This window comes from Geodermatophilus sp. SYSU D01106, assembly GCF_054049995.1.
Genome location: NZ_JBJGYM010000007.1, coordinates 113,076 through 135,402, shown reverse-complemented (window position 1 = coordinate 135,402; position 22,327 = coordinate 113,076). Strand labels below are relative to the sequence as shown.

The 22,327-nt window shown below is 75.6% G+C and carries 21 protein-coding genes; 15 read left to right on the top strand and 6 right to left on the bottom strand.

Annotated features, from left to right (window positions below; translation table 11 throughout):
- Positions 1-41: 41 nt before the first annotated feature.
- The 4 genes from ACI78R_RS10070 to ACI78R_RS10055 all read left to right on the top strand — a co-directional run bounded on the left by ACI78R_RS10070 (position 42) and on the right by ACI78R_RS10055 (position 4,134).
- Positions 42-1,019, top strand: coding sequence for a site-specific integrase (locus ACI78R_RS10070; RefSeq protein WP_457040606.1), 978 nt, complete (start codon positions 42-44; stop codon positions 1,017-1,019).
- Positions 1,020-1,120: 101 nt separating this feature from the next.
- Entirely contained in the window at positions 1,121-2,329 is a 1,209-nt protein-coding gene (gene serA, locus ACI78R_RS10065) for a phosphoglycerate dehydrogenase (RefSeq protein ID WP_457040605.1), read from the top strand.
- 92 nt (positions 2,330-2,421) lie between these two features.
- The gene (locus ACI78R_RS10060) at positions 2,422-3,300 is read left to right on the top strand and encodes an SDR family NAD(P)-dependent oxidoreductase (protein WP_457040604.1); all 879 of its coding nucleotides are present in this window, start codon (positions 2,422-2,424) and stop codon (positions 3,298-3,300) included.
- Between the two features lie 186 nt (positions 3,301-3,486).
- Positions 3,487-4,134, top strand: coding sequence for a hypothetical protein (locus tag ACI78R_RS10055; RefSeq protein ID WP_457040603.1), 648 nt, complete (start codon positions 3,487-3,489; stop codon positions 4,132-4,134).
- A gap of 4 nt (positions 4,135-4,138) precedes the next feature.
- On the opposite strand, the gene ACI78R_RS10050 is transcribed toward ACI78R_RS10055, so the two are convergent.
- Both ACI78R_RS10050 and ACI78R_RS10045 read right to left on the bottom strand, forming a co-directional pair.
- Positions 4,139-5,008 (bottom strand): alpha/beta fold hydrolase, encoded by an 870-nt coding sequence (locus ACI78R_RS10050; RefSeq protein WP_457040602.1) that lies wholly within the window; start codon positions 5,006-5,008, stop codon positions 4,139-4,141.
- A 54-nt stretch (positions 5,009-5,062) separates the two neighbouring features.
- The gene (locus ACI78R_RS10045; RefSeq protein ID WP_457040601.1) at positions 5,063-5,770 is read right to left on the bottom strand and encodes a DNA alkylation repair protein; all 708 of its coding nucleotides are present in this window, start codon (positions 5,768-5,770) and stop codon (positions 5,063-5,065) included.
- A 277-nt stretch (positions 5,771-6,047) separates the two neighbouring features.
- Here ACI78R_RS10045 and ACI78R_RS10040 point away from each other — a divergent pair, with 277 nt between their 5' ends.
- From ACI78R_RS10040 to ACI78R_RS10030, 3 genes are all read left to right on the top strand, one after another.
- A complete protein-coding gene (locus tag ACI78R_RS10040; RefSeq protein WP_457040600.1) occupies positions 6,048-6,992 on the top strand; it encodes a sugar phosphate isomerase/epimerase family protein in 945 nt (314 codons plus the stop codon).
- An 87-nt stretch (positions 6,993-7,079) separates the two neighbouring features.
- Positions 7,080-7,973: a patatin-like phospholipase family protein gene (locus tag ACI78R_RS10035; protein ID WP_457040599.1), complete on the top strand. Its 894-nt coding sequence runs from the start codon at positions 7,080-7,082 to the stop codon at positions 7,971-7,973.
- A 1-nt stretch (position 7,974) separates the two neighbouring features.
- Positions 7,975-9,012, top strand: a complete 1,038-nt coding sequence (locus ACI78R_RS10030; RefSeq protein WP_457040598.1) for a lysophospholipid acyltransferase family protein — start codon at positions 7,975-7,977, stop codon at positions 9,010-9,012.
- 36 nt (positions 9,013-9,048) lie between these two features.
- On the opposite strand, the gene ACI78R_RS10025 is transcribed toward ACI78R_RS10030, so the two are convergent.
- Positions 9,049-11,187 carry an MMPL family transporter gene (locus ACI78R_RS10025; protein WP_457040597.1) on the bottom strand — a complete coding sequence of 713 codons (2,139 nt, stop codon included), beginning with the start codon at positions 11,185-11,187 and terminating at the stop codon, positions 9,049-9,051.
- 312 nt (positions 11,188-11,499) lie between these two features.
- Between ACI78R_RS10025 and ACI78R_RS10020 the strand changes: the two genes are divergently transcribed.
- The 7 genes from ACI78R_RS10020 to ACI78R_RS09990 are packed head-to-tail and all read left to right on the top strand — an operon-like array spanning position 11,500 to position 17,658.
- Complete coding sequence (locus ACI78R_RS10020) at positions 11,500-12,558, top strand: ABC transporter substrate-binding protein (protein ID WP_073419977.1); 1,059 nt, start codon at positions 11,500-11,502, stop codon at positions 12,556-12,558.
- A 23-nt stretch (positions 12,559-12,581) separates the two neighbouring features.
- Positions 12,582-13,415 carry an ABC transporter ATP-binding protein gene (locus tag ACI78R_RS10015; RefSeq protein ID WP_073419976.1) on the top strand — a complete coding sequence of 278 codons (834 nt, stop codon included), beginning with the start codon at positions 12,582-12,584 and terminating at the stop codon, positions 13,413-13,415.
- A gap of 2 nt (positions 13,416-13,417) precedes the next feature.
- Positions 13,418-14,206 (top strand): ABC transporter permease, encoded by a 789-nt coding sequence (locus ACI78R_RS10010; RefSeq protein WP_073419975.1) that lies wholly within the window; start codon positions 13,418-13,420, stop codon positions 14,204-14,206.
- Entirely contained in the window at positions 14,203-15,048 is an 846-nt protein-coding gene (locus tag ACI78R_RS10005; protein WP_457040596.1) for an ABC transporter permease, read from the top strand. The genes ACI78R_RS10010 and ACI78R_RS10005 overlap by 4 nt, the downstream gene beginning before the upstream one ends.
- The gene (add, locus tag ACI78R_RS10000; protein WP_457040595.1) at positions 15,045-16,130 is read left to right on the top strand and encodes an adenosine deaminase; all 1,086 of its coding nucleotides are present in this window, start codon (positions 15,045-15,047) and stop codon (positions 16,128-16,130) included. The genes ACI78R_RS10005 and add overlap by 4 nt, the downstream gene beginning before the upstream one ends.
- Positions 16,127-17,173 (top strand): isopenicillin N synthase family dioxygenase, encoded by a 1,047-nt coding sequence (locus tag ACI78R_RS09995; RefSeq protein ID WP_454553528.1) that lies wholly within the window; start codon positions 16,127-16,129, stop codon positions 17,171-17,173. The genes add and ACI78R_RS09995 overlap by 4 nt, the downstream gene beginning before the upstream one ends.
- Positions 17,174-17,202: 29 nt before the next feature.
- Positions 17,203-17,658 carry a hypothetical protein gene (locus ACI78R_RS09990; protein ID WP_457040594.1) on the top strand — a complete coding sequence of 152 codons (456 nt, stop codon included), beginning with the start codon at positions 17,203-17,205 and terminating at the stop codon, positions 17,656-17,658.
- On the opposite strand, the gene ACI78R_RS09985 is transcribed toward ACI78R_RS09990, so the two are convergent.
- Positions 17,618-18,820: an acyl-CoA dehydrogenase family protein gene (locus tag ACI78R_RS09985; RefSeq protein WP_336026905.1), complete on the bottom strand. Its 1,203-nt coding sequence runs from the start codon at positions 18,818-18,820 to the stop codon at positions 17,618-17,620. The genes ACI78R_RS09990 and ACI78R_RS09985 overlap by 41 nt on opposite strands.
- Positions 18,821-18,979: 159 nt before the next feature.
- On the opposite strand from ACI78R_RS09985, the gene ACI78R_RS09980 reads away from it, so the two are divergent.
- Positions 18,980-19,609, top strand: coding sequence for a hypothetical protein (locus ACI78R_RS09980; protein ID WP_457040593.1), 630 nt, complete (start codon positions 18,980-18,982; stop codon positions 19,607-19,609).
- 75 nt (positions 19,610-19,684) lie between these two features.
- On the opposite strand, the gene gndA is transcribed toward ACI78R_RS09980, so the two are convergent.
- Together gndA and ACI78R_RS09970 are read right to left on the bottom strand one after the other, a co-directional pair.
- Entirely contained in the window at positions 19,685-21,136 is a 1,452-nt protein-coding gene (gene gndA / locus ACI78R_RS09975; protein ID WP_457040592.1) for an NADP-dependent phosphogluconate dehydrogenase, read from the bottom strand.
- Between the two features lie 139 nt (positions 21,137-21,275).
- Positions 21,276-22,316, bottom strand: a complete 1,041-nt coding sequence (locus ACI78R_RS09970) for an NAD(P)-dependent alcohol dehydrogenase (protein WP_457040591.1) — start codon at positions 22,314-22,316, stop codon at positions 21,276-21,278.
- Positions 22,317-22,327 lie beyond the last annotated feature (11 nt).

Here is a 22,327-nt window from a genome sequence, read left to right as displayed (position 1 = left end):
TACTCTGCGAAGTGATGACGGAGGACCCGACGACGCGAGCGGTGACCCCTTGGACGGGCGGGGGACCGCTGCTGCCGGGCGACCTCACGGCGGTCGGCGCGTACGTCGACGCGTCGCACGCCGACTCGACGCGCGACGCCTACGCGCGCGACGTCGCCGCCTGGGAGGCGTGGTGCCGGGGCCGCTCGCTGCCCGTGGCGCCGCCCGCCGATCCGCTGGCGGTCGCGGCCTGGCTGGCCGGGATGGCCGACGAGGGGCGTAGCCCGCGCTACGTCGCCCGCCGGCTGTCCGCGCTCAACGACCTGCACCGCCGCGCCGGGCTGACCCCGCCGGGGGACAGCGAGGGCGTGCGCCGGACGCTCACCGGCATCCGCCGCACCGCCGTCCGCAGCGGGTACCGACCGCGGCGGGCGCGGGCGGTCGACACCGCCACCGTCCGCGCGCTCGTCGAGGACCTGCCGGACACCCTCGCCGGCACCCGCGACCGCGCCCTGGTGCTGGTCGGCTTCGCCCTGGGGCTGCGGGCATCAGACCTGTGCGGCCTGCGCGTCGAGGACGTCGTCCCGGCCGGGCACGGCGGCCTCGACGTCCTGATCCGGTACTCCAAGACCGACCAGGAGGGCGCCGGGGAGACCCTCGCGCTGGCCGAGGGGGTCCGCGCGACCACCTGCCCCGTGCGCGCCGTGCGGGCCTGGCTGGCCGCCCTCGCGGGGCAGGGCATCACGTCCGGGCCGCTGTTCCGGTCGGTGGGCAAGGGGCGCGCGCCGCGGCTGGGGGAGGCGCCGCTGACCACGCGCAGCGTCGACCTCGTCCTGCGGCGCGCCGCCGAGCGGGCCGGCGTCCCCGTCGAGGGTCTGTCGCCGCACTCGCTGCGCCGCGGCTTCGCCACCACCGCCTACGCGCAGGGCGTGCCGGAGAAGGAGATCAGCCGGACCGGGCGGTGGCGGTCGCTCGTCGTCCGCTCCTACGACGCCTCCAGCCGGTGGGCCGAGCCGGCCTCGGGCTCCCTCGGCCTCTGACCCCGCCCGCCCGACCCCGCCGACCCGGCCCCCGCGGCGACGGCGGGATACTCGTGCCGACGGAGTCCGCCGGCGGCCCCGCGTCGAGGAGGTCCCTGCACGTGCCGAGAGCCCTGCTGCTGGAGAACATCGACCCGGTGGCGGCCGACCTGCTCGGCGCGGCCGGGTACGAGGTCGAGTCGCTGCGCGGCGCGCTGGACGAGGACGACCTCGTCGCCGCTCTCGACGGCGTGGACCTCCTCGGCATCCGCTCGAAGACGCAGGTGACCGCGCGCGTGTTCGCCGCCCGCCCGGGCCTGGTCGGCCTGGGGGCCTTCTGCATCGGCACCAACCAGATCGACCTGCGCGCCGCCGCCGGCGCCGGGGTGGCGGTGTTCAACGCGCCCTACTCCAACACCCGCAGCGTGGTGGAGATGGCGATCGCGGAGATCATCATCCTGGCCCGCCGGCTGGTCGACCGGGACCGCGCGCTGCACGCCGGCTCCTGGGACAAGTCGGCGTCGGGCAGCCACGAGGTGCGCGGCCGGACGCTCGGCATCGTCGGCTACGGCAACATCGGCAGCCAGCTGTCGGTGCTCGCCGAGGCGCTGGGCATGCGGGTGCTGTTCTACGACCTCGAGGACAAGCTGGCGCTGGGCAACGCCGAGCGCTGCGACACCCTCGAGGAGCTTCTCGAGCGGGCCGAGACCGTGACGCTGCACGTCGACGGGCGGGCCGGGAACGCCGGCATGTTCGGCGCCGAGCAGTTCGCGCGCATGCGCCGGCGGAGCCTGTTCCTCAACCTGTCCCGCGGCTTCGTCGTCGACCACGAGGCGCTGCGCGAGCACATCCTGTCCGGCCACATCGCCGGCGCCGCCGTCGACGTCTTCCCCGACGAGCCCCGCGAGCAGGGCGACCCGTTCACCTCGGTGCTGCGCGGGCTGCCCAACGTGATCCTCACGCCGCACGTCGGCGGGTCGACCCAGGAGGCGCAGCACGACATCGGGCGGTTCGTGGCCGGCAAGCTCGTCGACTACACCGGAGCCGGCACGACGACGCTGAGCGTCAACCTGCCCACCGTGGCCCTGCACGGTTCCTCGGCCGACCGGTTCGCGCTGCTGCACCGCAACGTGCCCGGCGTGCTGGCGCGGGTCGACGCGCTCGTCGGCGAGCACGGGCTCAACGTCGACGGGCAGGTGCTGGCCACGCGCGGCGAACTCGGCTACGCGGTCACCGACGTCAGCGCGCAACTGCCCGAGGAGCTCGTCAAGGCCCTCGAGGCGCTCCCCGAGAGCGTGCGGCTGACCACCTTCGGGCACCGCGAGGGCTGACCTCCGCGGCGTCCGGCGCGCCGACGGGGACACGCCGGTCCCGGGCCGAAGGGCCCTCCCGCGGTCCCGGCGCCCGGAGCACCGTCGCGGTCATGAGCCGCGTCCTGGCGTCCGCCCCTCCGCCGTCGGCCGCGCTCGTCACGGGGGCGTCGTCGGGCATCGGTGCCGCGCTGGCCACCGCGCTGGCCGGGCGGGGCCACGACGTGGTGCTCGTCGCCCGTCGCCGGGACCGGCTCGAGGACCTCGCCGAGCGGCTCGCCCGGCCGGGTATCCGGGTACACGCGCTGCCGTGCGACCTCACCGACGAGGACGCCCGCGGCCGGCTGCCGGACGCGGTGGCCGACCTCGGGCTGCGGATCTCGGTCCTGTGCACGAGTGCGGGTGTCGGCCTGACGGGGGACCTCGTCACCGTGCCGCCCGAGCGCGCCGCCGCCGTGGTGCGGGTGAACCTCGAGGCCACCGTCGACCTGTGCGCCCGGTTCGTCCCGGACATGGTGCGGCGGCGCAGCGGGGCGGTGCTGACCGTCTGCTCGCTGGTCAGCCTCGCCCCGATGCCGCGCATGGCCGTCTATGCGGCGACGAAGGCGGCGCTGCTGTCGTTCAGCGAGGCACTCCACGCCGAGGTGCGGTCCTCGAACGTGGCGGTGACCGCGCTGTGCCCCGGTGCCGTGCCGACCGAGTTCATGGAGCTCGCCGGGCTGGCCGAGGGCGTCGCCCGGATGCCCGCGTGGGCACTCGACGACGCCGCGGAGGTGGCCGAGCGGGGCCTGGACGCGCTGGCGCGCAACCGGCGCGTCGTCGTCCCCTCACCGCTGTACCGGACCTCCGCGATGGCCCTTCGGACGCTGCCGCACGGCGTCCTGTTCGGCCTGCTGGGCCGCAACTCGCCGTTCCCCGACGGCCGGGCCACCGCGACCGCGGCGCCGGTCGAGCTCGTGGGCGCGCCGGAGGAGGCGTCGTCCGGCCGGTGACCGGCCGTCGCGGGACGCTCGCGCACCGGCAGCCCGGACCGTGTCGCCGCCCGCAGGGTCGGCGTTTCCGGCAGTCGTCGCCCACGGCGGCCGGACGCGCTCGTCAGTCCTGCGCCCGTCGGGGCATGGCGGCTCCCGACGTGTCCCCGGACCCTCGTGCCTCCCACCGACCCAGGAGGCCCAGCCGTGTCCCGCTCCGCCCTCGCGTCCCGTTCAGCCCTCGCGTCCTCGCTCCTGATCGCCGCCGTGCTGCTCGCCGGCTGTGGGGGCGCCGGCACGGGCGACGTCGTCCCCGCCGCCGACGACCGCCCGGTGGCCTCCGCCGACCCGACGACTGACCCGACGACTCACCCGACGACTCCGCCGACGACAGAGCCGGCCGCCGACCCCTCGGCGCAGGAGCCACCCGCCGGGGAGGGCGAACCGCCGGCGGAGGAGAAGCCGACCGCCGAGGAGCAGCCGCCGACCGAGGAGGCGCCAGCAGAGGAGTTGCCGGCTGAGATGCCGGCCAGCGTCGTCTGGCCCGACGAGGTCGTGCCGGTGCACGGCAGCAGCGTCTGGGCGGTGTACCTGGCGGTCGGCTCGCCGGACTCCCCGTGGGACCTGCACATGCTCGGTGAGACCGCGTCGTACGCCGGGTTCCTCGGCTACACCGGGTCCGGCGTGGGTTCGGTGTCCTGCGACCAGGGGGCTGCCGAGCAGCTCGGGTTCGACCCCGCCGACTCCCGGGTGGCCGTCTACTTCGACAGCGCCACCCGCGCGCAGGAGTTCGTCGCCGTCTACGACCGCCAGGACGTCGGCTCGGCGCAGGTCACCACGTACTGCCTGGACTGAGCGCTCAGGCGGGGTGCGGCCAGAACGCGAGCAGGGTGCGGATCCCGGTGACCAGCGCGAGCGGGCGGTCGAGCATCGGGTGGTGCCCGGCGTCGGGCAGGTCGACGACCGGCAGGCCGCCGGGCACCAGGGCCGCCATCTCGGCGGCCATCCGCGGGTCCACGAGCCCCTTCTCGCAGCGGAACAGCGCCGCCGGGACCGTCAGCCGCGGCAGCAGCTCGGTGAGCAGCGGCGGGGAGCCCCACAGCTGCGGGTCGAACTTCCAGGTCCACCCGTCGCCGTCCCGGCGCAGCGAGTCGGCCGCGACGTGCTCGCGCACGTAGGGGAGCAGCACGTCCTGCGCCGGGACGGTGCGGAACCGCCCGACGGCCTCCTCGACGGTCGGGTAGGTGCGGTGCGGCCGGCGCCGGTCGCGCAGCTGCTCCTCCTCCGGCGGCCGGCGCACCAGGGGTGAGTCGATGACCGCGACGCCGGCGACGGCGTCCGGGTGCTCCACGCCGACCACGAGGGACACCCAGCCACCCATGCTGTGCCCGAGGACGACGGGCCGGGCGAGGCGCTCGGCGTCCGCCACGGCCACGACCTCCCGCGCCCACGTGCCCATGTCGTACGCGGCGCGGCGGCCGCTGTCGCCGTGGCCGCTGAGGTCCAGGGCCACCACCCGGTGCGAGTGCAGCTGCGGGGCGACGTGGTCCCACCAGCCCGAGTGGGCCGCGCCGCCGTGCACCAGCACCAGCCCGGGACGCCCGGCCTCGCCCCACGCCCGGTAGCGCACGGGCGTGCCGTCGACCTCGACCTCCCGCCGCTCGGGTGCCTGCGCGAGCGCGGCGGCGAACCAGGTGGGGGCGGCGCCGGTCTCGGTGGCGGCGGACATCGGCGGCTCCTCGGGGTGCGGCGGTCGGCCCGCCGATCATCCGGGGGGCCGCCGTCAGCCGAGCAGCCGCCCCCGCTCGGCGGCGTCGAGCTTCGCGACGGCGGTGCGCAGCGCGTGCCGCGGCATCGACCCGCGGTGCTCGGCGACGAACGCGGCCACGGCCTCCGGATCGCGCCCGCCGGCGTGCTCGAGCAGGATGCCCACCGCCTTGTGCACGAGCGGGTCGGGATCACCGGCGAGCACGGCCGCCAGCGGGAACACCTCGGCCAGCGCGGCGTCGTCGCCCCAGCGGACGAAGGCGAGCGGCGCGGTCACGGCGGTCCGCCGGCGCAGCGGGTCGGGCGCGGCCGCCAGCTCGTGCAGCGGCGCGGGGGACCGGCCGAGCAGGTACCGGCCCACGACGCTCGGCGCGGCCCGGTCGACCATGTCCCAGGTCGTGATCCGGTCGTGGTGGCCGAGATAGAGGTCGTACAGCCGCCGGCGCTGCGCGTCGTCCGTGTCCCGCCTGCGTGCGCGGACGTCGAGCACGCAGAGGGCGCCCATCCGGGCCTCGTACAGCGGGGAGCCCAGCAGGACGGCCACCTCGTCGAGCGGCATGTCCGCCGCCGCCCGGGCCAGGTCGAAGAGGTCGCGCATCCGGATGCCGACGGCGTCGTCGTCCGGGCCCAGCCGCCGCCGGAGGACGGGCAGCTCGGCCGGTGCGGCGGCCCGGTGGACCGCCGCCAGGAACTCCCCGGCGCTGGCCGGCGCGCGCTCGCCCACACGGGGCCTCCTCTCGTCGCGGATCGACGCCGGGAACGACCCCGCCAGGGCCCCGGACTCATCGGCAGAGCCTGGTTGTGCGCAGCTATGACGGACTTCTGCTTTCGCGAGCGCACAAGTGTCGCTAGGTTCGGTGACGTGGGGTACAGCCCCACTCGCGGACGGGGACGACACCCCGCCGCCCGGGCGCCTCGGCCGAGGTGCCCGGGTGCGCGGGACGTCGGCTCCGCGAGCGACGACGTGCACCGTTGCACCCGTCGAGAGGGATCCACCCGAGGTGAAGAGAAGTCTCCGGTCCACGGCCCGCGCCGTGCTCCTGGCCGCCCTGTCCGCCGTGCTGTTCATCGGCCTGGCCGGCACCGCCACCGCCGCGCCACCGACGACGTCGCCCGGCGCGTCCGAGTGCGCCGGCCGCGGCGTGCCGCTGAGCAAGATCTCCGTCCAGCTCTACACCTTCGCCGGCTACATCGGCGGGGGCGCCGGTGAGCAGGCGCGGCACGAGGAGGTCCTGCGGCAGCTGGCCGAGATGGGCTACCGCAACGTCGAGCCGTTCACGCTCAGCGGCTGGTCCGCCGAGGAGTACCGGGCCCTGCTCGACGAGTACGGGCTCAAGGCGTCGGCCCGGCACGTCGACGTCGGCACGCACACCGCCCCGGCCGACATCGCGCGGATCATCGAGGAGAACCGCGTCCTGGGCATCAAGTACTTCGGGTCCGGCAGCAGCGCGGGTGCCCCGTGGATGCAGCCGCTGCCGACCGAGGCCGACTGGGTCGCCTACGCGCGGTACCTCGACGCCGTGGGCGAGCAGGCGCGCAAGGCCGGCCAGACGCTGATGATCCACAACCACGACTTCGAGTTCACGCGGGTCTTCGGCGAGCGCACCGCCTTCGACATCCTGATGCAGTACACGCAGAAGAAGAACGTCGTCTCGCAGCTCGACCTGTACTGGGTGGCCTACGCGGGGCTCGACCCGGTCGACGTGGTCGAGGAGTACGGCAACCGGATCCAGCTGTTCCACGTCAAGGACCTCAACGCCGAGCTGAACCGGCGGATCGAGATCGTCGGGCGCGGGGACATCGACTTCCCGTCGATCTTCGCGGCGGGCGGCGGCAGCACCCGCTACTTCGTCGTCGAGCACGACCCGCGCTTCGGTGACCCGACCTTCGACCCGTTCGAGGCGGCCGAGGAGGGCCTGGCTCACCTCACCTGCACCACCTACTGACACACCGCACGACCGCTCGTCGGGGGCGGTCCCGGGTCTCCCGGGGCCGCCCCCTCGCGCGTCCGGCGCCGGTGGCAGCATGCGGCCGTGCCCCCTCCCGAGTCGCCGTCCGAGCGCCCGTCCGAGCGCCCGTCCGAGCGCCCGGACGAGCGGGGCGGCACCGCGTTCGTGCTGGGCGGCGGGGGAGTGCTCGGCGCCGCCGAGGTCGGCATGCTGCAGGCCCTGTTCGACGCCGGCATCCGGCCCGACCTCGTCGTCGGCACCTCGGTGGGCGCGGTCAACGGCGCGTTCGTCGCCGCCGACCCCACGCCGGACGCCGTCGGCCGGCTGCGCGCCGTCTGGGAGGAGCTGGCCTCGAAGCGGGTGTTCGCCGGGTCGGTGGTCGCCCGCGTCGGCACGCTGGTGCGCACCCGCACCCACCTGCACCCGCGCGAGCCGCTGCGCGAGCTGCTCGAGTCCTCCCTGCCGGCCGACTTCGCCGCGCTGCGGGTGCCGTTCCAGTGCGTCGCGGCCAGCATCGAGCGGGCCGCCGAGCGGTGGTTCACCGACGGCCCGCTGGTCGACGCCGTCCTCGCCTCCTGCGCCGTGCCCGGCCTGCTGCCGCCGGTGGAGATCGACGGCGAGCACCACCTCGACGGCGGGCTGGTGCACAGCATCCCCGTCGGCCGGGCCGTCGCCCTGGGCGCGCGGACGGTCTACGTGCTGCACGTCGGCCGGGTCGACCGCCCGCTGCGCCCGCCCACACGGCCCTGGGAGGTGGCCACGGTGGCCTTCGAGATCGCCCGCCGGCACCGCTACTCCGCCGACCTCGCCGCCCTGCCGCCCGGGGTGACGGTGCACGTGCTGCCCGCCGGCGACGACGCCCCGCCCGGCGCGGCCAACCTGCGCTACCGCGACTTCTCGGCGGTGCCCGAGCGCATCGAGCGGGCCCGCGCCGCCGCGGCCGGGTCCCTGGCGCGCGCCACCCCCGGGCAGGCCTGACGTGCTGCCGCCGCGCCCCGTGCGCCGGGTGGCCGGCCCGGTCCTGCTCGGCCTGCTCGTCGCCGGCGTCGTCCTGCTGCCGGTGCTCGCCGTCGTCGCGCTGGTGGCCTCGTTCTTCCTGCCCGGCCGGCTGCGGGCGCTGCGGCTGCTCGCGTTCGCGCTGGTCTACCTGGCGATGGAGGTGGCCGGCCTGGCCGCCGCCGCGGTGCTGTGGGTGGCCGGTGGCGCCGGCCGGGCCGTGCGCGCCCGGCGGTGGCGGGCGGCGCACTACACCGTGCTGAGGATCCTCCTCGACGTCGTCATGCGCGCCGCGCAGCGGCTGTTCGCCCTGCGGCTGGTCACCGACGGCGAGTCCTGGTCACCCCTCGACGACGGTGTGCCCGGCTCCACCAACGCCATGGTCGTGCTGTCCCGTCACGCCGGGCCGGGCGACTCGTTCCTGCTGGTCAACACACTGATGAACCGCGACCACCTGCGCCAGCCGCGGATCGTCCTCAAGGACACCCTCCAGCTCGACCCGCTCATCGACACCTTCCTCAACCGGCTGCCCAACTCCTTCGTCTCCGCGGGACCGGGGGCCGGCGAGCGCGCGGAGCGGGCGATCGCCGACCTCGCCCGCGACCTGGGCGAGGAGGACGCGCTGCTGATCTTCCCGGAGGGCGCCAACGCCACCCCGGGGCGGCGGCTGCGGGCCATCCAGCGGCTGCGCGACCGCGGGCTGGTGGCGGCGGCGCGCCGCGCGGAGGCCCTGCGGCACGTGCTGCCGCCGCGTCCCGGCGGCGTCGTCGCGGCGCTGCAGGCGGCACCGCACGCCGACGTCGTCCTGGTCGCGCACACCGGCCTGGAGCACCTCGACAGCGTCCGCGACGTCTGGCGCGAGCTGCCCATGGACAAGACGCTGCACCTGCGCTGGTGGTTCGTCCCGGCCGCCGAGGTGCCGCGCGGGGAGGCCGAGCTCACCGACTGGCTCTACCGCTGGTGGGAGACGATCGACGCCTGGATCACCACCACCTCGGCGGCCGAGGACACCGGCCGCTGACCGGCCGGCGGGGGAGTTCCGCCGGCCGCGCGGGCGTCAGGTGCGCACCGGCGTGCCCGGCTCGGCCGGCACCGCCGCACCGCCGGGCGGCACGTCGGCCCCGTCCGGGTGCTCGTCGGGCCGCCGGGCCAGCCGGGAGGGCCACCACATCCACCGGCCGACGTCGAGCGTGAGCGCCGTGACCAGCACCGAGCGCACGATGATCGTGTCCAGCAGCACGCCCAGCGCGACGGCGATGCCCAGCTGGGTGAGGAACGTCAGCGGCAGGGTGCCGAGCACCGCGAACGTCGCCGCCAGCACCAGCCCGGCCGAGGTGATCACCCCGCCGGTGGCCGCCAGGCCGACGAGCGCGGCGCGCCGGGTGCCGTGGTCGACGGCCTCCTCCCGCACCCGGGTCATCAGGAAGATGTTGTAGTCGATCCCGAGCGCCACGAGGAACACGAACACGAACAGCGGGAACGAGCTGTCGGTGTCGGTGACGCCGAGGACCGCGTCGAACAGCAGCGCGCTCAGGCCGAGGGCCGCGCCGAAGCTCAGCACCACGGTGGCGATGAGCAGCAGCGGCGCCACGACCGCCCGCAGCAGCACCCCGAGCACGGCGAGCACCACGAGCATGATCAGCGGGATGACCACCCGGTTGTCCCGCTGGGAGGCGGTCTGCACGTCGAGGTTGAGCGCGGTGTTGCCGCCGACGACAGCCTGCCCGTCGCCGGCGTCGTCCAGGGACACCCGCAGCCGCTCGACGGTGTCCGCGGCCGCCGGGCTGTCGAACGGATCGGCGAGCGACGCCTCGACCAGTGCGTCGTCCCCGACGACCTGCGGCTCGCGCACCTCGGCGATGCCGTCGTCGGCCGCGACGGTCTCCGCGACCTCCGGGGCGGAGTCCGCCGTCGTCACGACGTAGACGGAGTTGCCCGCGACGGCGGGGAAGTGGCGGGCGGCCGCCGCGTCGCCCTGCACCGACTCCGGCTCGCCGCGGAAGCCCTCGGCCTGGGTGAGGCCGCTGGGGTCCAGGCGGAAGACGGCGGTGCAGGCGAGCAGGAGCAGCAGGCTCGTGACCACCCAGGTGACCCGCGGCCGCGGCCGGATCGCCGCGCCCACCCGCGCCCAGAACCCGGTCGCGCTCGGCTCGGCACTGCCGAAGGTGGGCCGCACCGGCCAGAACACCCACCGCCCGCAGATGACCAGGAGCGCCGGCAGCAGCGTCATGAGCACCACGAGGGTGACCGCGACGCCGATGGCCGCCACCGGGCCGAGGCCCGCGGTGGAGTTCATCTCCGCCGCGACCAGGCACAGCATCCCGAGGACGACGGTCCCGCCGCTGGCCAGCACCGCCGGGCCGGCCCGGTGCACGGCCTCGGTCATCGCCTCGTGCCGGTCGGTGTGCAGCCGCAGCTCCTCGCGGTAGCGGGCGACCAGCAGCAGCGCGTAGTCGGTGCCCGCGCCGACCACCAGGACGGTGAGGATGCTCGCGCTCTGCGCGTTGACCGTCAGGTCGGCGTACCGGGCGAGCAGGTAGACCACGGCCTGCGAGCAGAACAGCGCGATCACCGCGGAGAAGATCGGCAGCACCCACAGCACCGGGCTGCGGTAGGTGAGCAACAGGATCAGGACGACGACGCCGAGGGCCGCGAACAGCAGCGTCCCGTCGATGCCGGCGAAGGCCTCCGACGAGTCGGCCGCGCTGCCGGCGGGGCCGGTGACGTAGGCGTCGAGCCCGGACGGGCCGTCGGAGACCTCGGCGCGGATGCCGTCGACGACCGGCGCGATCGCCTCCCAGCCGTCGGGCCCGACGTCCAGCGGCACGACCAGCTGCAGCGCCTGGCCGTCCTCGGACGGGATCGGGCCGAGCACCTCGCCGTCGAGCGCCTCGAGCCCGCCGAGGGCCTCGACGTCGGCCTGCACGGCGGCGGCGTCCTCGGCGGTGAGCCCCGCGGCCCGCTCGTAGACGACGACGGCCGGGATGAGGTCGGGGTCCGAGCCGAGCTCGGTCTGCAGCTCCAGCGCCCGGGTCGACTCCGCCTCGGCGGGCAGCCAGGCCGCGACGTCGTTCTCCTGCTGGTCGGCGAGCCGCCCGGCCAGCGGTGCCGCGACGGCGGCGAGGACCAGCCAGACGACGAGCACGACCCACTTGAGGCGCGGGTGGCTGACACGGGACGCGAACGACCTGCCCACGGGGACCCCTCCGGGAGAGCCGGGGGCCCCCGCGACCCCGGACGGCGACGGTGCGGCCCGGACGCTAGCGACGGCCGCTCCCGCCCGGCACCCGGTCCCCCCGTGGTTCGCGGCGTCCGCCCGGCGCGTGTCACGGGGCGTGACCGCACCGCCGCCGGACGGTGGCCGGTCGGCCGGGACGGCGCCGCAGGCAGGGTGGTGCGCGTCTTAACCGTCTCGAAACGCTCCGCGCCCGGCCGCGAAACGACCCGTTCCTAGCGTCCGTCCCGAGCGGGCGCCGGACCGGCGCCCCGCCGAGAGACGGAGAGCCGCATGCCCCTTCCCCGCCGCGCCGCGCGCGCCGGAGCCCTGCTGACCGCCGCCGTCCTGGCGCTCACCGCCTGCGGGTCCGGCGACGAGCCCGCCGCGGCCGCCGGCGAGGGAGGCGGGGACCTCGGCGAGCTGACCCTGCAGCTGTCCTGGATCAAGAACGCCGAGTTCGCCGGCGAGTTCTTCGCCGACACCAACGGCCACTACACCGACGCGGGGTTCACCTCGGTGACGATGGACCCCGGCCCCGGCGCGATCGAGACCCTGGTGGCCACCGAGGACGCCGACTTCGGCCTGAGCAACGCCGTCTCCACCGCGCAGGTGATCGCGGAAGAGGACGCGCCGCTCAAGATCGTCGGCACGAAGTTCCAGAAGAACCCGTTCACCATCCTGTCGCTGGCCGACGGGGGGAACATCGCGACGCCGCAGGACCTCGTCGGCAAGCGGATCGGCGTGCAGGCCGGCGGCAACGAGACGCTGTTCGACGCCCTGCTCGAGGTCAACGGCATCGACCCAGCCGACGTCGAGAAGGTGCCGGTCGAGTACGACCCGGCCCCGCTCATCGACGGCGAGGTCGACGGCTTCCTCGCCTACCTGACCAACGAGTCGATCACCGTGCAGTCGCAGGGCATCGAGGTCACCAACCTGCCCTTCGCCGACAACGGGCTGCCCTTCGTCGCCGAGTCGGTCATCACCACCGACCGGATGATCGCCGAGGAGCCGGAGCGGGTGATGGCCTTCCTGGAGGCGGAGATCCGCGGCTGGCAGGACGCGCTGGCCGACCCGGCCGAGGGCGCCCGTCTGGCGGTCGAGGAGTATGGCGCGGACCTGCAGCTGGACATGGCCAAGGAGCTCGAGCAGTCCGAGGTCCAGGCGGGGCTGATCGTCACGCCCGACGTCGAGGCCAACGGCCTGTTCACGATCACCGACGAGCTCATCGAGCAGAACATGGCCACGCTCGAGGCCGCCGGCATCGACATCGCGGCCGAGGACCTCTTCGACCTCTCGCTCCTGGAGCAGCTGCTCGAGGAGAAGCCCGAGCTCACCGAGCTGCCCGCCTGACCGACCCGTCCGGGAGACCCGACATGACCGACGTCGTCACGACGTCGACGGGCGCCGGTGCCGGTGGGGCCGCGGGCTCCACCGGCACCGGCGTGCGGATCGACCACCTGACCAAGACGTTCCGGACCGGCCGCCGCACGGTGCAGGCCCTGGAGGACGCCACGCTGTGGACCGACCGGGGCAGCTTCCTGTCCCTGCTCGGCCCGTCGGGCTGCGGCAAGTCCACGATCCTGCGGATCCTCGCCGGCCTGGAGGAGCCGACGTCGGGCTCGGCGCTGGTCGACGGCCGCACGCCGCAGCAGCTGCGCCGCGACCACGACCTGGGCATCGCCTTCCAGGACTCCGCGCTGCTGCCCTGGCGGTCGGTGGTGTCCAACATCCGGCTGCCGTTCGAGGTCTCGGGGCAGCGGCCCGACGACGCGCTCGTCGCCGAGCTGATCCGGCTGGTCGGCCTCGAGGGGTTCGAGAAGGCCAAGCCCGCGCAGCTGTCCGGCGGCATGCGGCAGCGGGTGTCGATCGCCCGCGCGCTGGTGGTCCGGCCGTCGGTGCTGCTGCTCGACGAGCCGTTCGGGGCGCTGGACGACATGACCCGGCAGCGGCTGAACGTCGAGCTGCTGCGGATCTGGACGGAGAAACCGGCGACCACGCTCATGGTCACCCACGGCATCTCCGAGGCGGTCTTCCTGTCCGACCGGGTCGCGGTGATGAGCGCGCGGCCCGGCCGGGTCCAGGAGGTCATCGACGTCGACCTGCCGCGCCCGCGGACGCCGGACATGATGCGCACGCCGGAGTTCCACGCCCTGCACGACCGGGCCTCGGAGCTGCTGTTCGGCGGCGCCGCGGCGGCGGGCGAGTGAGCGTGAGCCTCGCCCGCGGGCCGGCGCGCTCCCTGCTGACCGGGGCGGCCGGCATCGCCGCGCTGCTCGCGGTCTGGTGGCTGGCGGCGGTCACCGTGCTGTCGGGCGCCCGCGTGCCCACGCCCGGCGGGGTGGCCGGCGCGGCGGTCGACGGCGGCTGGCGGTTCTGGTCGCTGCACTTCGGCATGACGCTGCAGGAGGCCGCGGTCGGCTTCGGCTACGGCACGCTCGCCGGCCTCGTCGTCGCCTCGCTCGTGCTGCTGCTGCCGGTCGCCGAGCCGGTGCTCATGCAGGTCGCCGTCATGAGCTACTGCGTGCCGCTGGTGGCGGTGGCGCCGGTGCTGTTCATCGTCATCGGCAACCCCGACGAGGGGCAGCGCTCGGGCACGGCCACCGCGCTCGCGGCCCTCTCGGTCTTCTTCACCACCGTGGTGGGGGCGGTGCTCGGCCTGCGCTCGGCCGACCGCGCCAGCCTCGACGTGGTCCGCGTGTTCGGCGGCGGGCGGGTGCGCCAGCTGGTGAAGGTCCAGGCGGTCGCCGCGCTGCCCTCGCTGCTGGCCGCGCTGCGGATCGGGGCGCCGGCGGCCTTCCTCGGCGCGATCCTCGGCGAGTACGTCGGGGGCGTGCAGCGGGGCGTCGCGCTGGTGCTCAAGATCGCCCAGCAGAACGTCGACGTCGAGCAGGCGTGGGCGGTGGGCATCGGCTGCGCGCTGGTGGCCGGCGCCTTCTACGCCGCCTTCGGGCTGGTCGGCCGGCTGGTCACCCCGTGGTCGCGCGGGGCGGCGGCGTGACCGCGGTGCTGCCCGGCGCCGGCCAGGCGCCCGCGCCCGGGCGGGCCGGCTCGCTGCTGCGCGCGGTGCTGCGCCAGGTGGGCACCGCGGTGCTGGTGCTCGCCGTCGTCGTGCTGCTGTGGACGGTGCTGCTGCGGGTCTTCGACGTCTCGCCCTACGTCGGCAAGACGCCGGCGGAGGTGTGGACGACGTTGTTCGGCGAGGACGACTCCGCTGAGCTGCGCGCCGAGATCGGCGCCCTGCTCGGGCAGACCCTGCTCGACGCCGGCGTCGGCTTCGTGGCGGGGCTGCTGTCCGCCGTCGTGCTGGCCGCGGTCGTGGTGCGCTACCGGCTGCTGGAGGGCGCGGTCATGCCGGTGGCGCTGGTGCTGCAGACCGTCCCGCTCATCGCGCTGGCGCCGATCCTCATCCTCGCCGTGGGCCGCGGGTACGTCCTCGTCGCCACGATGAGCGCGATCGTGGTGCTGTTCCCGGCGCTGGTGAACATCGTGCTGGGCCTGCGCTCGGTCACCCCGCAGATGCGCGACCTGGTGCTGGTCTACGGCGGGTCGCCGTCGACGGTGCTGCGCCGGGTCGGCTTCCCCTCCGCGCTGCCGGCGCTGTTCGCCTCGGTGCGGATCGCCGTGCCCGGCGCGCTCACCGGCGCCCTGCTCGCCGAGTGGCTGGCCACCGGCAAGGGCATCGGCTACGCCGTCGTCTCGGCGGCCGGCCGCTCGCAGAACGCCCGGGTGTGGGCGCTGGTCGTCGTCGTCACGGTCACCGCGCTGGTGCTCTACCTGCTCGCGCAGCTCGTGGAGGCCGCCGTGCTCAGCCGGTTCGGCCGCGCGGAGGCCGTCCGGTGACCCTGACCGTGCACTCCACCCCGACGCCCGCCGACCCGGCGATCGACGCCATGGTGGCCGCGCTGCCCAAGGTCAGCCTGCACTGCCACCTCATCGGCAGCGTGGCGCCGGGCACCGTGCTCGACCTCGCCCGGAAGCACGGCGTGCGGCTCGGCCGCTCGGCCGAGGAGCTCTACGAGCACGGCAGCTACGAGGACCTCGGGGAGTTCCTCCGCGTCCTCGACGTCGTCGGCTCGCTCATCCGTGACCCCGACGACTTCGCCCGGGTGACCTACGAGTCGCTCACCGCCGGCGGCGCCGCGCACGGCGTCCTCCACCGCGAGGTGCACCTGAGCCCGCCCGGCCACCCCGGCGTGCCCTACCCGACGATCCTCGAGGGCGTCCTCGCCGGCGCCCGCGACGCCGAGGCCGACACCGGCATCCAGGCCCGCTTCCTGGTCGGCATCTGCCGGGAGCGGTCGGGTGCGGCGGCCGTGGAACTGGTCGAGCAGGTGGTCGCGCACCGCGTGGACGAGGTGCTCGGCATCGGCCTGGACTACGCGGAGGTGAACGGGCCGCCCGGGCGGTTCGTCGAGGCCTACCGGCTCGCCGCGCGCTCGGGCCTGCGGCGCACCGCGCACTCGGAGTCCGGGCCGCCGGACCACGTCCGGGTGCTGCTCGACGAGCTCGGCTGCAGCCGGGTCGACCACGGCTACCACGTCGTCGACGACCCGGAGCTCACCGCCCGCTGCGTCGAGGAGCGGGTGCCCTTCACCTGCACCCCCGTCAGCTCCGACATCGGCCGCTACTCCGGCAGCGGCGACGGCAGCCACCGCCGGATCGCCGAGATGGTCGACGCCGGGCTGCTGGTGACCATCGACAGCGACGACCCGCCGATGTTCGGCACCGACCCGACGCACGACCACCGCGTCCTCGCGCACGCGCTCGGCTGGCGCCGCGACCGGCTGGCCGACCTCACCCGCAACGCCGTCGAGGCCTGCTGGCTCGACGACACCGACAAGGCCGCCCTCCTCGCCCGCGTCGAGGCGCAGGTGGCGGTCACCCCCGACGCGCCCCCGGCACCCCAGGAGGACCCCGCATGAGCACGCCGTTCACCGTCCCGACCGTCGACGTCTCGCCCTACGTGCGCGGCGGCACCCCGGAGGAGCGCGCCGCCGCGGCCGCCGCCTTCGACGAGGCCGCCCGCACCGTGGGCTTCGTGCAGGTGGTCGGCCACGGCGTGCCCGAGGCGGTCACCGACGCCTTCGCCGCCGCGCTCGACGAGTTCTTCGGCCTGCCGCTGGAGGTGAAGAAGCGCCACCGGACGCCGCCGGAGGTCAACCGCGGCTACGCCCCGCCCAAGACGGAGTCGCTGAGCCTGAGCCTGGGCCTGGCACCCGCCAACCGGATGCACGACTTCTTCGAGGCGTTCAACGTGGGCGCCGCCGTCTCCGACTTCCCGGGGCTGGACCTGCCCGAGGCCGACTACCCGGAGAACGTGTGGCCCGCCGAGGCGCCGTCGTTCCGCCCGGCGGTGGAGGCGTACTGCGCCGAGGCCGCCCGGGTGGCCCGCACGCTCACCACGCTGTTCGCCGACGCCCTCGGCCTGCCGGCCGGCTTCTTCGCCGGCTACACCGGCCACAGCCTCGACGTCCTGCGGATGAACAACTACGCCCTGGAGCCCGGCGCGCTCGAGCTCGACGGCGACCTGACCGGCATGGGGGAGCACACCGACTACGGCATCGTCACGGTGCTGTGGGCCGACCAGGTGGCCGGCCTGCAGGTGCTCGGGCGCGACGGCGGCTGGCACGACGTCATGCCCGCCGACGGCGCCCTGCTGATCAACCTCGGCGACCTCATGGCGCGCTGGACCAACGACCGCTGGATGTCCACCCTGCACCGGGTCAAGCCGCCGATCGTCGACGGCACGATCGCCCGCCGGCGCAGCGCCGCCTTCTTCCACGACGGCGACGTCGACGCGGTCATCGAGACGCTGCCCACCTGCGTCGGCGACGGGTCTCCCTACCCGCCGATCACGGTCGGCGAGCACATCCGCGCCAAGCTGGCCGGCTCGCGGGCCGGCGTGGCCAACCCGGAGGCCGCCCGCGAGGCGGCGCGGGTGCTCGCGGCGCAGGGCGGCGCCTGACCGGCCGGGAGGCCCTACGGTCCGGCGGCATGGCGCAGCCGGTCCCGCTCCTCGTGGTCACCGCGGTGCAGCTCGCCGCCCAGGCGGCCGGGCACGCCGTCGCGCTGCGGCGCGGGCGCGCTTTCGACGTCCCGTTCCTGACCGGCAGCCCCGGGCACCTGGTGCACGACTGGCTGTGGTTCGGCACCGCCTACAGCGCGCCGCCGTACCTGCTCGTGCCGCAGGCGTGGGCGCTCGCCCGGCTGCTGCGCGGGCCGGACGACCGGGCGCGCTGGGTGCTGCGCCGCATCGGCGCCGGCCTGACGGTCGGCTACCTGAGCGAGCGGTCCGTGCGCGCCCGCGTCCGCCCGGGCGGCCTGGACCCGCTCGAGACGCCCGTCGTCGTGACCGGCTGGGGGTGCGCGGCGGCGATGGCGCTGCTCGCCGGGCGCCCGGGTCCGGCGGTCAGCGCAGCGGGGAGCGGCGGACCAGCTCGCGGGCGATGACGGTCCGCTGGATCTCGTTGGTGCCCTCGCCGACGATCATCAGCGGGGCGTCGCGGAAGTAGCGCTCGACGTCGAACTCGGTGGAGTAGCCGTAGCCGCCGTGCACCCGGACGGCGTCGAGCGCCACCTGCATCGCGGTCTCCGACGCGAACAGCTTGGCCATCCCGGCCTCCATGTCGGCGCGCTCGCCGGCCTCGTAGCGGCGGGCGGCGTGGAGCACCAGCTGCCGGGCGGCGGTGAGCCGGGTGACCATGTCGGCGAGCAGGTTGCCCACCGACTGGTGCTCCCAGATCGGCCGGCCGAAGCTCTCCCGCTCCTGCGCGTAGCGCACCGAGTCCTCCAGCGCGGCGCGGCCCACCCCGAGCGCGCGGGCGGCCACCTGGATCCGGCCGATCTCCAGCCCGCGCATCATCTGGGCGAACCCGCGGCCGGGCTCGCCGCCGAGGACCGCGTCGCGGGGCACCCGCATGCCGTCGAAGGACAGCTCGCAGCTCTCGACGCCCTTGTAGCCGAGCTTGGGCAGGTCGCGGGAGACGGTGAACCCCGGGCCCTTCTCCACCAGCAGCACGCTGATGCCGCGGTGCGCCGGGCGCGCGTCCGGGTCGGTGCGGCACAGCAGCGCGACCAGCCCGGACCGGCGGGCGTTGGTGATCCACGTCTTCGACCCGGTGACCACCCACTCGTCGCCGTCGGGCCGCGCGGTGGTGCGCATCGCCTGCAGGTCCGAGCCGCCGCCGGGCTCGGTGAGCGCCATCGTGGCCCGCAGCTCGCCGGTCGCCATCCGCGGCAGGTACCGCGCCCGCTGCTCGTCGGTGCCGTGCGCGAGCAGCAGCCGGGCGACGACGGTGTGCCCGCCCATCGCGCCGGCCAGGCTCATCCACCCGCGGGCGAGCTCCTCGGTGACCGCCGCGAAGCACGGCACCGACACGTCGGACCCGCCGTGCTCCTCCGGGACGAGCAGCCCGAAGACGCCGAGCTCCCGCATCCGCCCGATCAGCGCCTCCGGGTAGGTGTCGGAGTGCTCGAGCTCGCGGACGACGGGGCGCACCTCCCGGTCGACGAACCGGCGGACCACCTCCACCACCGCCGTCTCCTCGGCGTCGAGGTCGTGCAGGGCGGCGGGGTCGGGCACGGCGTCCTCCAGGTCGGCGGGCTCGGGCACATCCTGTCGGGTCGCCCGGCGCGTCGCGGAACCCTCGCCGCCGCCGGGCCCGTTGTCCGGGTGCCGGGGTGCGCCGGCGCGGGCGCGGGGGCCCCGCCGCTCGCGTCCCCCGGCCCCTCCGGGCGGCCGTCCGGGGGACCCGACGGAGAACGGAGCACCATGCCGGTCGACCTGTCCACCGCCGAGCCCGCCGACGTCCGCACCGCGTCCACCCCGCAGGGCCACGACGCGCTGGTCCGCGAGGTGGCCCTGGTGCACGCCCGGGCGCGCGCCGCCGAGTACCTGGTGCGCGAGGACCCGGTGGCGGCCGCGCGGGCGCTGCGCGGGCTGACCGTCTCCAGCGGCGCGGTGTGGGACGCGCTGCGCACCGGCGCGCCCGCGCCACGGACCGGCGCGGTGGTCGTCACCGACCTGCTCGGCGCCTTCCGCGCCGCCGGCGGGTCGGTGCACCTCGCCGCCACCGGCCCGGAGCGGCGGCTGACGCCGGACGGCGCGGCCGCGGTGCGCGCACTGGTCGAGGAGGTGCTGGCTGCGGGCGTCGACGCGGCCGGCTCGCTGTCGGTGGCGCTCACCTGGTCGACGGCGCACCTGGACGTGCTCCTCGTGCTCGGGCCCTCCGCCGACCCGTCGGGCGCGGAGCCCGTGACCGCGGCCGACCTGCTGCGCTCGGCCGGGGCGGTGCTGGCCGCCGGCGGGACGCTGCGGGTGGAGACGCCCGCGGCCGGCGGGACCGTCGTCGCGGCGTCCCTGCCGGTGCCCGCGCCGGCCCGGGCGGCGATCGCCGGCTGACGACCGCCGGCTGACGACCGCCGCCCGGTGACCGCCGCCTGGTGACCGCCGCCTGGTGACCGCCGCCCCGCCCGGTCAGTGGGTGGAGGGCTCCTGCGCGACCTCGCGGCGGTCCTGCGACCACAGCGTGTGGAAGGTGCCTTCCCGGTCGATGCGCCGGTAGGTGTGCGCGCCGAAGAAGTCCCGCTGCCCCTGGATGAGCGACGCCGGGAGCCGGTCGGAGGCGAGCGAGTCGAAGTAGGCGAGGGCGGAGGAGAAGCCCGGGGCGGGGACGCCGGAGGCGGCGGCGATCCCGACGATCCGCCGCCAGGCGGCCTCGCCCCGCGCCACCGCGTCGGCGAAGTACGGGTCGACCAGCAGCGTCGGCAGCTGCGGGTCGCGCTGGTAGGCCTCGACGATCCGGTTGAGGAACTGCGCGCGGATGATGCAGCCGCCGCGCCAGATGCGGGCGATCGCGCCGAGGTCGATGTCCCAGTCGTAGGCGAGGCCGCCGGCCACGATGAGGTCGAAGCCCTGCGCGTAGGCGACCACCTTCGACGCGTACAGCGCCGCGCGGACGTCGTCCTCGAAGCCCTCCGGCGCCGGGGCCGGGGCCGGGCGCTCGCCGACGCTGCGCTGCACCGCGGCCCGCTGCGCCGGCTTGGACGACACGGCCCGCGCGAAGACCGCCTCGCCGATGCCGGAGACGGGGACCCCGAGGCCGACGGCGTTCTGCACGGTCCACACGCCGGTGCCCTTGGAGCCGGCCTCGTCGCGGATGACGTCGACCAGCGGGCGGCCGGTGTCGGCGTCCCGCTGCTTGAGCACCTCGGCGGTGATCTCGATCAGGTAGGACTCGAGGTCGCCGCGGTTCCACTCCTCGAAGACGCCGACGAGCGCGTCGGGCTCGTGCCCGCCGATCCGGCGCAGCAGGTCGTAGGACTCGGCGATGAGCTGCATGTCGGCGTACTCGATGCCGTTGTGGACCATCTTCACGAAGTGCCCGGCGCCGTCGGTGCCGACGTGGGTCACGCACGGCTCGCCCTCGGCGACGGCGGCGATGGACCGGAGGATCGGCCCCAGCGTCTCCCACGCCTCGTCGGAGCCGCCCGGCATGATCGACGGCCCGTTCAGGGCGCCCTCCTCGCCGCCGGAGATGCCGGTGCCGACGAAGTGCAGTCCCCGCTCCCGCAGGGCGTGCTCGCGGCGGATGGTGTCGTGGAAGTCGGCGTTGCCGCCGTCGACGATGATGTCGCCGGGCTCGAACCGCTGCGCCAGCTGCTCGATGACGGCGTCGGTGCCGCGGCCGGCCTGCACCATGACGATCGCCGTGCGCGGCCGCGCGAGGGAGGCCACGAAGGCGTCCATGTCGTGCGCCGCGACGAACCCGAGGTCCTCGTGCTCGCTGAGCAGCTGGTCGGTGCGGGCGGTGGTGCGGTTGTAGACCGCCACGGTGTTGCCCTCGCGCGAGGCGAGGTTGCGGGCCAGGTTCGACCCCATCACGGCGAGGCCGACCACCCCGATGTTCGCCACTGCCTGCTCGGTCATCGCGTTCTCCTCGTGTGCGTCGGCTGCTCGGCGTCCGCGGTGATCCTCAGCCGTGCCGGGAGCGGTGTCCACGCCCTGCCGGTCCCCGGCTCGGGGACCGGCCGGGCGGGCACCGGCCGGGGTGCGGACGTGCCGGCGGTCAGGCCAGCGTGGCGGCGTCGATGACGAAGCGGTACCGGACGTCGGAGGCCAGCACCCGTGCGTAGGCCTCGTTGACCCGGTCGGCGGGGACGACCTCCACCTCGGCGCCGATGCCGTGCTCGGCGCAGAAGTCGAGCATCTCCTGGGTGGCGGCGATGCCGCCGATCATGGAGCCCGCGAAGGTGCGCCGGCCGCCGATCAGCGACATCGCGTTCAGGCTCAGCGGGTCGGCGGGCGCGCCGACGTTGACCAGCGCGCCGTCGACGGCGAGCAGGGAGAGGTACGCGTCGACGTCGACGGCGGCGCTGACGGTGTTCAGGACCAGGTCGAACCGCCCGGCCAGGTGGCTGAAGGTCTCCGGGTCGCTCGTGGCGTAGTAGGCGTCGGCGCCCAGGCGCAGGCCGTCCTCCTGCTTCTTCAGCGACTGCGACAGCACGGTCACCTCCGCACCCAGGGCGTGCGCGAGCTTGACGGCCATGTGGCCCAGCCCGCCGAGGCCGACGACGGCGACCCGCCGGCCCGGGCCGGCGCCCCAGCGGCGCAGCGGCGACCAGGTGGTGATGCCGGCGCACAGCAGCGGCGCCGCGGCCGCGGGGTCGAGACCGTCGGGCACGCGCAGCACGTAGCCGGCGTCGACGACGACGTGGGTGGAGTAGCCGCCCTGGGTCGTGGTGCCGTCGCGGTCGGTGCCGGCGTAGGTGGGGACCATGCCCTGCCGGCAGTACTGCTCGTCGCCGGCGCGGCAGTTCGCGCACTCGCCGCAACTGTCGACCATGCACCCGACGCCGACCCGGTCGCCGACGCGGTGGCCGGTCACGCCGGCCCCGACCTCGGCGACGACACCGACGATCTCGTGGCCCGGGACGACCGGGAACGGCTGCGGGCCCCAGTCGCCGTTGACGGTGTGGATGTCGGAGTGGCAGATGCCGGCGTACTCGATGGCGATGAGGACGTCGTTCGCGCCGACATCGCGGCGCTCGATCGTGGTCGGGGCCAGGGGCTGCCCGGCGGCGGGGGCGGCGTAGGCGTTGACGCGCATGGGTGGAGTGC